Origin of the sequence: Shewanella sp. GutDb-MelDb (genome assembly GCF_002836075.1) — a bacterium.
Lineage (GTDB): Bacteria > Pseudomonadota > Gammaproteobacteria > Enterobacterales > Shewanellaceae > Shewanella.
This window is the reverse complement of the sequence record NZ_PJBM01000257.1, coordinates 1-13,553: the sequence shown is the minus strand read 5'-3', so window position 1 is coordinate 13,553 and position 13,553 is coordinate 1. Positions and strand designations below refer to the sequence as shown.

Annotated in this window: 10 protein-coding genes; 7 read left to right on the top strand and 3 right to left on the bottom strand. The window is 44.4% G+C overall.

Going from position 1 to position 13,553, the window contains the following annotated elements; all coding sequences use genetic code 11:
• A complete protein-coding gene (locus tag CXF82_RS18060; protein WP_102044695.1) occupies positions 1 to 1,170 on the top strand; it encodes an ABC transporter permease in 1,170 nt (389 codons plus the stop codon).
• 158 nt (positions 1,171 to 1,328) lie between these two features.
• On the opposite strand, the gene CXF82_RS18055 is transcribed toward CXF82_RS18060, so the two are convergent.
• Together CXF82_RS18055 and yjgA are read right to left on the bottom strand one after the other, a co-directional pair.
• On the bottom strand, positions 1,329 to 4,187 hold the full coding sequence (locus tag CXF82_RS18055; protein WP_102044694.1) for an Ig-like domain-containing protein: 2,859 nt from the start codon (positions 4,185 to 4,187) through the stop codon (positions 1,329 to 1,331).
• Between the two features lie 151 nt (positions 4,188 to 4,338).
• Entirely contained in the window at positions 4,339 to 4,881 is a 543-nt protein-coding gene (gene yjgA, locus CXF82_RS18050) for a ribosome biogenesis factor YjgA (RefSeq protein ID WP_101089848.1), read from the bottom strand.
• Positions 4,882 to 5,574: 693 nt separating this feature from the next.
• Between yjgA and pmbA the strand changes: the two genes are divergently transcribed.
• The 6 genes from pmbA to CXF82_RS18015 all read left to right on the top strand — a co-directional run bounded on the left by pmbA (position 5,575) and on the right by CXF82_RS18015 (position 13,278).
• A complete protein-coding gene (gene pmbA / locus CXF82_RS18040) occupies positions 5,575 to 6,915 on the top strand; it encodes a metalloprotease PmbA (protein WP_102044693.1) in 1,341 nt (446 codons plus the stop codon).
• Positions 6,916 to 7,499: 584 nt separating this feature from the next.
• Positions 7,500 to 7,844 carry a metalloregulator ArsR/SmtB family transcription factor gene (locus tag CXF82_RS18035; protein ID WP_101089851.1) on the top strand — a complete coding sequence of 115 codons (345 nt, stop codon included), beginning with the start codon at positions 7,500 to 7,502 and terminating at the stop codon, positions 7,842 to 7,844.
• Between the two features lie 33 nt (positions 7,845 to 7,877).
• Complete coding sequence (gene arsB / locus CXF82_RS18030; protein ID WP_101089852.1) at positions 7,878 to 8,915, top strand: ACR3 family arsenite efflux transporter; 1,038 nt, start codon at positions 7,878 to 7,880, stop codon at positions 8,913 to 8,915.
• Between the two features lie 186 nt (positions 8,916 to 9,101).
• On the top strand, positions 9,102 to 10,109 hold the full coding sequence (locus CXF82_RS18025; protein WP_101089853.1) for an ArsJ-associated glyceraldehyde-3-phosphate dehydrogenase: 1,008 nt from the start codon (positions 9,102 to 9,104) through the stop codon (positions 10,107 to 10,109).
• 161 nt (positions 10,110 to 10,270) lie between these two features.
• Entirely contained in the window at positions 10,271 to 11,497 is a 1,227-nt protein-coding gene (arsJ, locus tag CXF82_RS18020) for an organoarsenical effux MFS transporter ArsJ (protein WP_101089854.1), read from the top strand.
• A gap of 410 nt (positions 11,498 to 11,907) precedes the next feature.
• Positions 11,908 to 13,278 (top strand): alanine/glycine:cation symporter family protein, encoded by a 1,371-nt coding sequence (locus CXF82_RS18015; protein ID WP_101089855.1) that lies wholly within the window; start codon positions 11,908 to 11,910, stop codon positions 13,276 to 13,278.
• A gap of 68 nt (positions 13,279 to 13,346) precedes the next feature.
• Here the strand turns inward: CXF82_RS18015 and CXF82_RS18010 are convergent, their stop codons facing one another.
• The gene (locus tag CXF82_RS18010) at positions 13,347 to 13,526 is read right to left on the bottom strand and encodes a hypothetical protein (RefSeq protein WP_101089856.1); all 180 of its coding nucleotides are present in this window, start codon (positions 13,524 to 13,526) and stop codon (positions 13,347 to 13,349) included.
• Positions 13,527 to 13,553 lie beyond the last annotated feature (27 nt).

Genomic DNA, 13,553 nt, shown 5'->3' with positions numbered 1-13,553 from the left:
ATGAGTTTCTTGCAGCTTATCATCGCAGAATTAAAAGCTATTTTGGCTGACAAAACCATTGTTATTACGGTATTTGGTGGCGTGCTTTTTTACTCTATTCTTTATCCGCTACCGTATCTTAATCAAGTGCCGACAGAGCAACAGCTGGTGGTGGTTGATCACGACCATTCATCATTAAGCCGTCAGCTTATTCGTCATGCAGATGCCAATGCAAAAATTCAAGTGATCGCCAAAGTGGGTTCAATTGATGAGGCTAAAAAATGGATAGAATCTGGACGAGCTCATGGCCTGTTGGTTATTCCGGCAGACTTTAGGCGCGATCTATTACTGGGTCGTGGAGTGACATTAAGTTATGGCGGCGATGCGAGTTACTTTTTAATATACTCCGCCGTTGCAGAGGGGCTTATTTCAACGGGGCTTGATGCAGGGAAGAGTATGCAGCGGTTGGGGTTACTGGCTCAAGGCAGTGGTGCGCAAGCGGCAGATCAAAGCCTTAATGTGGTTAAACTCAATAGTATTCCCGCTTTTAATCCAAGTTTAGGCTACACCCCTTATATTGTACCTGGGCTGTTCCTATTAATTTTGCATCAAACATTGTTGATTGGGACCAGTATTCTCGGTGCTAGTCAGTGGAAAGAAACCGGCTATTGGCGGCAGGTAAGCCCGCTTAAATTAGTGTGTGGTCGCATGGTAGCCTTTATGGGGATTTATACACTGCTGACTAGTTACTATGTTGGGTATTGTTACTATTGGTATGACGTGAGTTTACAGGCAAGCTTTGGCACGGTTGCATTATTGCTATTGCCTTTCTTACTGGCCACTACCGCTGCTGGTATTGCTTTTAGTTGCTTGTTTACCCGACGCGATCTACCTACTCAAGTGTTACTGCTGATCTCCATGCCGATTCTGTTTGTGTCAGGCTTTGTGTGGCCGACAGCGTTAATCCCAGAGTCTGTTGTGGCAGTGTCGCAAATCTTTCCCGCAGTGCCAGGTATTATGGCGATGTTAGAGCTCAATCAAATGGGCGCGTCGTGGCAGAGTATTATGCCGCAATGGCTACAGTTATGGGCGATGACAGCATTTTACTTTGCGTTGGCATATGTTGGCGCTAAAGCCCGCTTAACCGCTCACTTAAAAGCTGATGTGCACCAATCTGAATTAACACCTTAGAGGTTAAGTCAATTAATGGAGTGCTCGTCGGCTGCATAGCCTCGAACAGATAGAGCGACAAATAAAAAGCCCGTTGCAATAATATTGCAGCGGGCTTTTTGCTGTTTCAACGTAATTGTATAGGCACTCATTAACTAAGTGCCGATAGTTTGCAGTAATTATGTACCTGTAAGTTGAACACCAAAACCGATAGTGGTTTTCACTGGTTTAGGGGTCAGTACTTCAATCGATACATTACTGGTCTTACTCAGTTCACCGCTGCTGGTAGGATCAATATCGTTAGTCAGTACAAAGCTGGTGCTGTTGCCACCAATGCCATTACGATTGGGTACCACAAAAGTGTCAGACTCAAGTTCACCCTGAGAGGCTGTAGTGGTTAAATTCGTATTAGCTGGCATTATCTGATTGGCGCTATCGAAGAAGCGAATGCTAAATGTCGATGAAGCACCAGCTGCTATAGCATTAGTCACGATAGCGGATGCATCATCACCGTCGCTATAGAGGGTAATGCCATCTTGTTGTATTTCAAAATGTGCTTGCGAACCAGACATTGTCAATATAAGCGCTTTACGGATATAGGTTTTATTAGCTTGCCCTGTGCCGCATAAGCTGCCACTGGTGCATTGAGGACCATTGAATAGCCCGTCAGCAGTTTGGTAACTGCTGCTTGATGCGGTATTAAAATAGGGTTCACCTGAGGTGTGACTACCCGATTCATTGTCATCTCTAAACGCATCGCCTAAATCGCTAAAGCCATTAGGATGGTAAGTTTCAATATCTCTACCGTTACCAACGCAGGCAACCGCTGCACCACTGCTGTCTAAACAAGCTTTTGCAATTGCTCCACCATCAGCATCATCAAAAACGTTGTTACCATTAGTATCGAAAAAGGTCTCATGACCTAAAGCATAGGCGAGGACTGTAATGCGGTGGTTAGGCACACGAGCATTAGCCGATGTCCATTCCACGCTACAGGTGCCGTTGACTGTTAAACAGCTAGGCACTATTTGGCCGCCTTCAGCTGTGAAGTTAATTGTGGTGTCATCAGGCGCGGGGTTGCCAAAACTGTCAGATGCGTAGGCTGTGATTGCAACCTTTTCACCATTGTAATCACCCGCTTCAGGGTTAAATAAATCCGCTGAAACACTAAAGCCTAGTTGCTGCGGCAAACCAGTATTAATGGTTAACTGCTCAGACTGACTCGATACTGTCTCTTGTGTGTCGCTATCGATAGCCGTTGCAACCACTCGGACAGGTGTAGGTACGGTACCGGCTAAAACTCTTACAGTGGCTATGCCTAAAGAGTTGGTTAAACTATCTGCAGTTGCTAGTCCGTTCGCAAAGCTAATTCCGCCCACTATGGTATCCAGAGAGAAACTGACCAGTTGCTGTGCTGCTGGTTGACCATTAGCACTTGATACTTTGAAAGTGATTAACGAAGACTCGCTAGAGCCCGTACCGCCAGCTCCTTTGATGCGAATTGAAGCGGGTTCAGCTGATATGAAGCTTAAATTAGCTAATGTTTGGCGAGAAAGTGTAAATGGCAAATTAGCGGTTAATGTCTGGTTTCCGGCAACCGTCGTTGCCACTATTTGATCATCACGTTCACTATTTCCACTACAACTAGTGTCTTGAAAAGTTGAACTAGCGCTGCCCGATAATGTGGTCACTGGAGAATCGAGACTTGCATTCTTACTGGTAACACAAGTAGCACTAAAGCTAATGCTGGATGGCGTTTGCAAGCGTGCCACTGTGCCATCAGCACTTTCTGTGACGATAGTGGCTGTCACGCCAAAACTACCACCTGCACTGATTTGATAATCCCCATCGGCATCTGCAAGGAGTGTGGTTGCCAATATTCCTTCGACAAAATTGTTATCAGCATCAAAAGAACCGAATTTTAAGGTGCCATCATCTCCAACTGCGTCTTTGGCTAGAACTTCATATAAGCCTGAATTTTGATAGGTGTTATCGGCGTAATCAACTTTAGCTGACATGCTCGCGGCGCCGAGTTCCGTTTTACTTGGAGTATAATTTACCTGTGCTATACCGCTTGCATTGGTGAGTGCTGAACTTGGGTTTAGTGCCGCGCTACCTGCAGCGAAAGTTACCATCTGACCTGCTACACCTTGGCTTAGTTCATCTAAAAATTGCGCTTGCAGTTGCACCGTTTCCTCTGCTTTAAACTGAGTGACGATAGTACTGCCGTTAATAATCGCTGTATTGAGAGTGTAAGATGGTCCATCTGGAGTAGTATCTTTCGCGAGTACCTCATATGGCATCGAACTTTGATAATCTTTGCTCAAGTAGTTGATAGAAACTGACATGGTTGTAGCACCAAGCTCTGAATCTGTTGGAGTGTAGTTAACCTGTGCGATGCCACTAACGTCGGTTAACGCAGTGTTCGGTGCTAGCGTTGCGCTACCCGCAGTGAATGTAACTATTTGGCCTGCAACACCTTGGCCTTGTTGGTCAATAAACTTGGCTTGAAGTTTTACGGTATCTTCCGCTTTAAACTGAGTCACGACGGTATCGCCATTGATTATAGCGCTGGTTAGCGTATAAGTGCTTGGGCTAGTTGACGGAGTGAATTGATAGTTTCGGCTGCTATTAACTGTGGTTTCACCCTCAGTAAAGCTGGCGGTTAATGTGCCCGCATTTTCAGTACCAGCAGCATTGCTGATAATGACTTCGGCTAAGCCGTTAGTGTCCGTTAGCTTACTTGTCGCTGATAATTCACCAAAAGAGGCCGTAAATGCGATGAGTTTCCCATTTCTATTACTGCCATCTTGTTTTAGATGTGCTACGGCACAAAAAGACTCTGAGGCATCAAAACTTTGGGCGTCGGTCGCTGCTGTACATACTCCATTCTCAAAGGTTTTAAAGCTTAACGCGAGGCTGTAACTGCCTCCATTATCGGTGTCTTCGTTATCACCAGAGGCGCCATTACAGCCGCTTAATAGAGATAAACATAAAAGAGTAAAAGGGATGGCGGCCAGCTTCTTGGTGAGGCGCATTCACAAATTCCTTGTGCAAGTATGAACAGTACTGTTTGAAGGGGTTAGTTAATTTGATCACAACGATACTATGAGTATTTATCATTGATCAAAAAAATAGCTCTCTGAATAAACGACTTATGCAGAGAGCTAATATCTAGATTGGTAACGATTATTCTGGGATTCCGTTACGTATATATTTACTGAACTCTTTTGCTGTTTTTGATAGCTCAATATCAGCATTTTTAGTGAGTTCTTTCTTAGTTTGACGGACAAATTGACGCAACTTTTGTCTGTCTAAATCTGGGTGCTTCTCGATCAACGCTTGAATCGCAGTGTCACCATCGTTGAGCAGTTGGTCGCGAGTCTTATCCGCAACATTACTCTTGGCGCTTTCATTGCTGTTTTTATTCAATACGTTTTTTATTGCGAGCTGTAGCTCTTCAATATCAACGTAGCGCATTAACTTGCCAATATATTGCAAATGGCGACGATAAGCTTCAGTGTTGCTCTTAATCGTCTTAGCTTTTAACACGTTGTCATAAATAATTTCATCAAGATTGAGTCTTTCAATCTGACTTTTACTTAGTAAAGTCAATTCGTTACCAATTTCTTGGTAGATGGCGATACCACGCTTAGCTTCAGCTCTGCTTTCGTAGTCATCATCTTTGTCATAGGGCTGGTGGAAATGTTCTGAGTCACCGACAATCTTCATATCTAAAATCTCTTACAAATACTGATTTAATAATAACATTTATAAAGCCAGTTGACCTGCCATATTTTATCTAGGTGAATCGAAAGCACACTAATAAGTAAACTGGCGCAATTATACTAATTTAAATAAATAGGTGATCACTCAGCGGGTGTTCAAAGCCCTGTAGGTAAGGATTGTATTTGCTCCTGCAATACAGACATTCGCCACATCCATGTGGCTAGCGGATGATTGAAGCTAATCGTTATTCTCAGCTCTGGCATCTTCGGTAATTGCTCCATGCATGACTCTACCTCCTAAATCCCTTTAGTCGTGCTTCGCTCTCGATAATTGCTCCTGCATTATTCTACCTTCGTCCATCCGTGGACTCGTACCTCCTAAATCTGACCGCCAAGGAGGGCGGGAATGTCTTATTTTGTATGGAACATAGTCGTATATCCAAAGCCCACAACGAAGCTTAAAGGGCTTTGCCATCGCATTGAACATCAGCCGCACTACGTGAGCCTCTCAGGTGTTCCACTTCTGCGTTACATTGACTTGAAAGGGAATAAGCATTTCTTCATCAGTGAGCCTTGCATTGAAAAGTCTGAGCGGCTCTGAAGTGACCAGATATTTAATGAGATTGGTATTATTTAATGTGATTGTTTTTTGGGTTTGTTATGCTTAAGTCATTACCGATTATTGAAGAGTAGATTTGTGTCCTCACCTAGCATTGATATCGAATTAGATTCCCTACAAGACGCCGTTTCAATGGCACTGGAATATGCAAAAACCTTAGGCACTTCTGGTGCTGAAGTTGCGATTAGTAAGCAGCAAGGGCTATCTGTTTCAACTCGTATGAAAGAAGTTGAGACGGTAGAGTTTAATAAAGATGGTGCACTGGGGATCACACTCTTTAGAGGGGGTTGTAAAGGCAGCTCCTCGACTTCAGATCTCAGTCCTGCAGCCATTAAACAAGCGGTAAAAGCGGCCGATGATATTGCCCGTTTTACGTCAGCAGATCCTTATAATGGTCTAGCCGATAAATCACTGATGGCGACAAAGTTTCCTGATTTAGATCTATATCATCCGCAGAACATTTCACCTGAAGAGTTAACTCGCATCTCGATTTTGGCCGAAGAGGCCGCACTCGACACCGATAAGCGGGTGCAAACCTCTGATGGCGCCAGCGCCAGTGCGCATTCAAGTGTCAAGGTATACGGCAACAGCCATGGTTTTTTACATGGATATTGTAGTTCTCGATATAGCTTAAGTTGTGTGGCTATTGGTGAGGTTGATGGTGGCATGCAGCGCGATTATGACTACACCATCGCCAGAAAATACAGCGAGCTGTTAGCGCCAGAGTTGGTTGGAGCTTCAGCGGCCCAAAAAACGGCAGGCCGTTTAGGCGGCCGAAAGATTGCGACCACTGAATTACCAATTTTATTTTCTCCAGAGATAGCGACCGGATTGATGGGGCACTTAGTCGGTGCGATTAGTGGCGGTAGCATTTATCGTAAATCTAGCTTCTTGTTGGATGCCATCGACACTCAGGTTTTTCCGGATTGGTTTAGTATTGATGAGCAACCGCAATTAGTCGGTGCACTAGCCAGTTCAGCTTATGACAGCGAAGGTGTCGCGACTCAAAATCGTAAGATTATTGATAATGGTCGATTGGCCACTTATTTACTAACGAGTTACTCAGCCAGAAAATTAGGCCTGACAAACACTGGCCATGCGGGTGGGATCTATAATTGGACGTTGTCATCAACGGGGCAAACATTTGATGAGCTCGTCAAAGAGATGGGCACAGGATTGATTATTACCGAGGTGATGGGGCAAGGGGTTAATACCGTAACGGGTGACTACTCACGCGGCGCCGCAGGTTTTTATGTTGAAAATGGCGTTATCTTATATCCAGTTGAAGAGATCACCATTGCTGGCAATCTAAAAGATATGTATAGCAATATTGTTGCGGTTGCGAAAGACAGAGATTTACGCTCGTCGATCCGTACTGGTGGGATCTTGATGGACAAAATGAAGATTGCGGGTAGCTAACGCACTATCGTATATTTTAATATAAGGCTTCTTCGGAAGCCTTTTTTATGGTTTTTTTATCCGGCGTTGTCACCGCTTAGTGATGGTTTACGGCTTCACTCTTATGTTTAAGTCCAGACTCACGCCAAAAAAGTGCTCGGTAATTGTACTCGGGGTTGCTGACTTTAAATACTCAAATGATCGGCATTAATACCGTAACTTTGCTTGGCATTAGCTTGCGCTTTATCACTGAATTGGCAGCTTAAGCTAATCACCCCATCACAGCTTTGTAGATTTTGATAGCCAAAAATCAATAGATGAGGTGGAGTGGGTTTACTACCTACAAACCGCTACTTTCAATTTTTTGCATTGTTTTCACCTGCCTTAATTTTCGACCTATCATTATGTAAATCATCCAGATACTAAACTTATAATGACTTAGTCAAACATTAACCTGTCTGCAGCGTATTTTTCAGAGTGAATAATATTTTTAAATCTCCACTTGAATATATGGAAAAACATATATATTATTTTTCATATATCCTATGTGTGCAAAAAACCATGGCTAATCTGGTTTTATAGACACCTTTTGCGAAGAGCACAATATGACTCCATTAGCTTTTTTTAAAGCACTCGCCGACGATACTCGACTACGCAGTTTATTGCTGATCCAATCGGAATCAGAATTGTGCGTTTGTGAATTGATGACGGCACTCGATGACATCCAACCTAAAATCTCTCGCCATTTGGCGCAATTGAGAAAACTGGGAATGTTAGTTGACCGACGTCAGGGACAATGGGTTTTTTATCGTATTAATCCAGAGTTGCCGTTATGGGCAAGCGATATTTTGCAGACACTAGCGCAGCAACAACCAGAGTTAATCGAGATTAATTTGGCAAGGCTGTTACAAATGGGCGATCGCCCAGAAAGAGTATTGCGCTGCTGTTAATTAAACAATGATCACTATTATAGGTTTTAGATTATGGGTATTTTTGAACGTTATTTAAGTGTGTGGGTTGGCTTAGCCATCGTTGTGGGTGTGTTTTTAGGCAATGTGATGCCGGGTGGGTTCACGCAAATTGCTGGGCTTGAGTACGCGCATGTCAATTTGGTTATTGCGGTTTTAATCTGGGTAATGATCTACCCCATGATGGTACAGATAGATTTTTCCGCAATAAAAGATGTCGGTAAGAGTCCAAAGGGGCTGGTGCTTACATTGGTGATCAATTGGCTGATTAAACCGTTTACGATGGCGGCGCTGGGTTGGCTGTTCTTTAAAGTTTTCTTTGTTAATTTTGTTGATCCACAAACGGCGAGTGAATATATCGCAGGGATGATTTTACTCGGCGTAGCACCTTGTACTGCAATGGTATTTGTTTGGAGCCAATTAACTAAAGGTGACCCAAATTACACACTCGTGCAGGTGTCTGTGAATGACTTGATTATGGTCGTGGCTTTTGCGCCCATCACGGCGTTGTTGCTAGGTGTGAGTGACATTCAAGTCCCCTGGGAGACATTGCTGTCATCCGTTGTGCTTTACGTGGTGCTGCCGTTAGTTGTGGGGGCGGCTACACGCTATTTGTTGCAGAGAAAGGGCGATGATAGCCAATTAAATGCATTTGTGGCTAAGCTTAAACCTTGGTCTATGGTTGGCTTACTGGCCACTGTGGTATTGCTGTTTGGTTTCCAAGCGGAAACCATTATGAGTCAACCTCAAGATATTTTTCTAATCGCAATTCCATTATTGATCCAAACTTACGGCATTTTCTTTATCGCTTTTTATGCGGCAAAGAAGATGAAGCTAAGCCATAAAATTGCGGCTCCAGCCTGTATGATTGCAACCTCTAACTTTTTCGAGTTGGCCGTCGCGGTCGCTATATCATTGTTTGGCTTGCACTCAGGAGCAGCGCTCGCCACTGTGGTGGGAGTGTTGGTTGAAGTACCAGTGATGTTATCGCTGGTGGCAATATGCAATCGCAATAGACATTTGTTCGTTGCGGACGAAGCATCTGCAACTTAGGGGCTGTTTATCTCTCTTGCTGAGTTTGTGTCGGTCTCTTTTTATATTAAAGAAGCAGTATTGATAAGCACTCGAAGGGTTATGGAAAACCGTTAAAAATCAATGACAATTGTAAGGCGAAAGTAATATCTTTTTTAGTGTGAAAAGTCTATTTGTATTTAAAGAATTTAAGGTTGGGAAACGACAATGACAATCAAAATTGGGATTAATGGCTTCGGCAGAATGGGGCGCTTGGCATTAAGAGCTGCGTGGCAGAATCAGGATGTCGAGTTTGTACAAATTAATGACCCAGCAGGTGATGCAGCGACATTAGCGCACCTGCTGACATTTGATTCGGTGCACGGTCGTTGGACTGAAGAGGCTATCGCCGAAGGTGATGACATTGTTATTGGTCAACGTCGCATAGTGACCACTCGCAATAAAACCATTGCCGCGACTGACTGGTCAAATTGCGATGTGGTGATTGAGGCTTCTGGTGTCATGAAAACCAAAGCGCTGTTGCAAGCTTATCTTGATCAAGGCGTCAAAAGAGTGGTTGTCACCGCGCCAGTCAAAGAGGATGGTGTACTTAATGTGGTCATGGGCGTTAACCAGCATCTTTACAATAAGGATATCCACCCTATTGTGACGGCAGCGTCATGCACTACTAACTGCCTTGCGCCTGTGGTGAAAGTGATCCATGAAAAAATTGGGATTAAGCATGGCTCGATGACCACCATACATGACATTACCAATACTCAAACCATTCTTGATGCGCCGCACAAAGACCTAAGGCGTGCCCGCGCCTGTGGTTTAAGCCTAATACCAACGACCACCGGCAGTGCTACCGCTATTACTCATATTTTTCCAGAGCTAAAAGGTAAGCTCAATGGCCATGCCGTGCGCATTCCACTTGCTAACGCCTCACTCACAGATTGCGTGTTTGAGTTAGTGCGTGAAACAACTGAAGTGGAAGTTAACGCCTTGCTAAAAGCTGCGGCTGCAGGAGAGTTGAAAGATATTCTTGGTTTTGAGGAGCGTCCATTAGTGTCGGTTGATTATAAAACTGACCCGCGCTCAAGCATCATCGATGCACTCTCTACTATGGTAGTTAATGGCACGCAAGTGAAGCTGTATGTGTGGTATGACAATGAGTGGGGCTATGCCAACCGCACTGCTGAACTGGCAATTATGGTCGGTAAGCTAGATAAGTAAGGCAGAGAAAGCAGGGGAAAGCAGGAAGAGCCGGATAAAGCCGGATAAAGCCGGGAAGAGCTGGGACGGTAATGGCTAAGACGGTAATAGCTAAGGCGGTAATAGAGCATGCTTTGCCTGATAGCGTTCTGCTGTATTGATAATATTTAGGTTGGTGATCTGTGTTAGCAAAATATCGTGCTTTACCTGAGAGTATTCGTCAGTATTTGCTGGTGACGGGGAACTACTGGGCGTTTACCTTGACCGATGGCGCGCTGCGCATGCTGGTGGTGCTGCATTTTTATGATTTAGGTTATACGCCGCTAGCAATTGCCATGTTGTTTCTGTTTTATGAGATTTTTGGGGTTATCACTAACCTAGTCGGTGGCTGGCTAGGCGCTAGGCTCGGCCTGAATCGCACCATGAACATAGGTTTAGGCTTGCAGATAGTCGCGCTGTCGATGTTATTACTACCGAGTGCTATGTTGGTGGTACCTTGGGTAATGGCTGCTCAGGCGCTTTCTGGGATAGCAAAAGATCTCAACAAAATGAGTGCTAAAAGTGCGATTAAAACCTTAGTCCCCAAAGATGCCGAAGATAAGCTGTATCGTTGGGTTGCGATGCTTACAGGTTCTAAAAATGCACTTAAGGGGGCAGGGTTCTTTTTAGGTGGCGTGTTATTAACACTTGTAGGCTTTACGGGGGCGGTGGCCATCATGGCGACGCTACTGTGCATTGTTTGGTTATGTAGCATATTCAATTTAAAAGCGGATTTAGGTAAAGCGAAGTCTAAGCCTAAATTTACCGAAATATTTTCAAAAAGTCGCCGAGTTAATATCCTTTCAGCAGCACGTTTGTTCTTATTTGCAGCTAGAGATGTGTGGTTTGTTATTGCTCTGCCAGTGTTTTTAGCCAGTCAATTAGGTTGGGAGCATAGTAGTGTTGGCGCCTTTTTAGCATTGTGGGTCATTGGTTATGGTGTGGTTCAGTCCGCGGCGCCGTTAATCACTGGACGCAATAGCGCAAAGACGCCTGATGGCGCGAGTGCAACGGTATGGGCCGGATTATTGACATTGGTGACAGCAATATTAGCCGTTGTGATGTTTACCGGCTGGACTGATCTACAGTTTGCATTAATCACAGGTTTGATGCTGTTTGGTGCGGTGTTTGCCATAAACTCTTCTCTGCACAGCTACCTTATAGTGAGTTACGCTGGTGATGACGGTGTCTCACTCGACATTGGTTTTTACTATATGGCGAATGCAATGGGTAGGCTTATCGGGACCATACTGTCTGGTTGGGTGTATCAAATTGCAGGGCTTGGGGCTTGTTTGGCGGTTTCAACGATCTTTTTACTCCTTACTTATATCATCTCTTTTAAGCTACCCAGAACAGATCCTGCTTTGTGATAAATAATAGCCGTTTTGAAACAAGTCCGAAGCCACGCTTGTTGGCTGTTGTTACTGCACTGCTGGGTATTGTTGCTTTTTTGTAGGCTATTTGTGGGTGGTAACTAAGCTGTATAGCCTCCGCGTTGGTAAAAAAACCAAGCAACACAATTATAAATATTAATAAAATTCAACACCTTCTAGCGTCTTTGGGCGCTATTGTCACTTTCTTCAAGTGCCTTTCTCTCGTGTAGCCTTTTCAAAGGTTAACATTTCGTTGTACTCTGTTTGACCCGATGCGTATTGTTTGAGCTAGCGCAATCGGTGAGGACCTTTTGACCTTGCTCTCATAGGGAAGATCAAAAAGCCCTAAACACTTAGAATAAAATTATAAAAAATAACTATAAATAATCTGTATCTACGAGGTCTGAATGGAAGCTATTACTGAATTTATTGGCATGATTAACGGTGTAGTGTGGGGGACTCCTATGCTGGTCTTGATCCTAGGGGTAGGGTTATTCCTCACTGTTGGTTTGCGTTTTATGCCGATTTTAAAGCTGGGCACTGGTTTTAAATTGTTATGGTCAGGTCGTATTCCTGACAAAGATAAGAACATGAAAGGTGAGATTAGCCCGTTTAACGCGCTAATGACGTCGCTCTCCGCAACGATCGGTACGGGTAATATTGCGGGTGTTGCTACCGCTATTTTTATTGGTGGCCCAGGTGCGCTTTTTTGGATGTGGTGTACGGCATTAGTCGGTATGGCAACCAAATTCGCAGAAGCGGTATTAGCGGTTAAATACCGTGAAGTGGATGACAATGGTAACCACGTCGGTGGCCCAATGTATTACATCAAGAACGGCCTTAGCTCTAAGTGGGCTTGGTTAGGCACCGCATTTGCGTTGTTTGGTGCACTGGCTGGGTTTGGTATTGGTAACACCGTACAGGCTAACTCAGTGGCTGATGCGTTAAGCAGTAATTTTGGCGTACCAAGTTGGGTTACCGGTGTGGTGCTGATGGTCTTAGTTGGTGCGGTATTGATGGGCGGTATTAAACGTATCGCTGATGTTGCCGGTAAACTCGTGCCGATTATGACGATATTCTATATAGGCGCTGGCATCGCAGTACTGGTGGTTTATGCTTCTGAAATCCCAGCAGCATTCGAACTGATTATCCACAGTGCCTTTAACCCTGTCGCGGCTCAAGGCGGTTTTGCGGGGGCAGCAGTTTGGGCCGCGATTCGCTTTGGTGTGGCACGTGGTGTGTTTTCTAACGAAGCGGGTCTTGGTAGCGCGCCAATAGCGCACGCTGCAGCGCAAACAAATAACCCAGTTGCTCAAGGATTAGTGGCGATGTTGGGGACGTTCATTGATACCTTAATCGTTTGTACTATTACTGGCTTAGCGATTATAGTGTCCGGCGCTTGGACTTCGGGTGAAAATGGGGCTGCATTGACCTCTTTTGCCTTCTCTCAAGCGTTCCCATTAGGCAATTATGTCGTGGCTATAGCCTTGAGTGTGTTTGCGTTTACAACCATCTTAGGTTGGAGCTTTTACTGTGAGAAGTGTGTGCAGTTCTTGTTTGGTGTAAAGGCGATTAAGCCCTTTAGAATTCTTTGGACACTGGTAGTGCCATTAGGCGCTGTAAGCTCATTAGAGTTTATTTGGCTGTTAGCGGATACGCTGAATGCGATGATGGCAATACCGAACTTAATCGCATTGGCATTGCTGAGTCCGGTGGTATTTGCGTTGACCAAAGAATACTTTCTCAAGAAGCGTGAAACAGAGGCCGCAGAGCAGTAAGCTTTCTAATTAGCTTTGTAAGCTCCTGGAATTGATTCAGGAGCTTTTTTTGCGCTTATACCAATGAATTAAGCCCAAAATTCATCTTCGCCCATCGCTCGACTGAGCTGGGTTCTTTCTAAATACGCTTCTAAGCGTTTTTTCACATCTTTTTTATGCGCTAAATCATCAGCAGCCTTTTTATTTTTTGGCGCTGTAAATGATTCCATCTCTGCATCGTTGGGCACAAAATCTAGTATCTGAGCCATCACGAATTCCTCTCAATTGAGTACCTA

Coding starts and splice junctions, on each gene's coding strand:
- CXF82_RS18010 (WP_101089856.1), bottom strand. CDS start 13,526: ATGGCTCAGATACTAGATTTTGTGCCCAACGATGCAGAGATGGAATCA.
- CXF82_RS18025 (WP_101089853.1), top strand. CDS start 9,102: ATGACAATCAAAATTGGGATTAATGGCTTCGGCAGAATGGGGCGCTTG.
- yjgA (WP_101089848.1), bottom strand. CDS start 4,881: ATGAAGATTGTCGGTGACTCAGAACATTTCCACCAGCCCTATGACAAA.
- arsB (WP_101089852.1), top strand. CDS start 7,878: ATGGGTATTTTTGAACGTTATTTAAGTGTGTGGGTTGGCTTAGCCATC.
- CXF82_RS18015 (WP_101089855.1), top strand. CDS start 11,908: ATGGAAGCTATTACTGAATTTATTGGCATGATTAACGGTGTAGTGTGG.
- CXF82_RS18055 (WP_102044694.1), bottom strand. CDS start 4,187: ATGCGCCTCACCAAGAAGCTGGCCGCCATCCCTTTTACTCTTTTATGT.
- CXF82_RS18060 (WP_102044695.1), top strand. CDS start 1: ATGAGTTTCTTGCAGCTTATCATCGCAGAATTAAAAGCTATTTTGGCT.
- CXF82_RS18035 (WP_101089851.1), top strand. CDS start 7,500: ATGACTCCATTAGCTTTTTTTAAAGCACTCGCCGACGATACTCGACTA.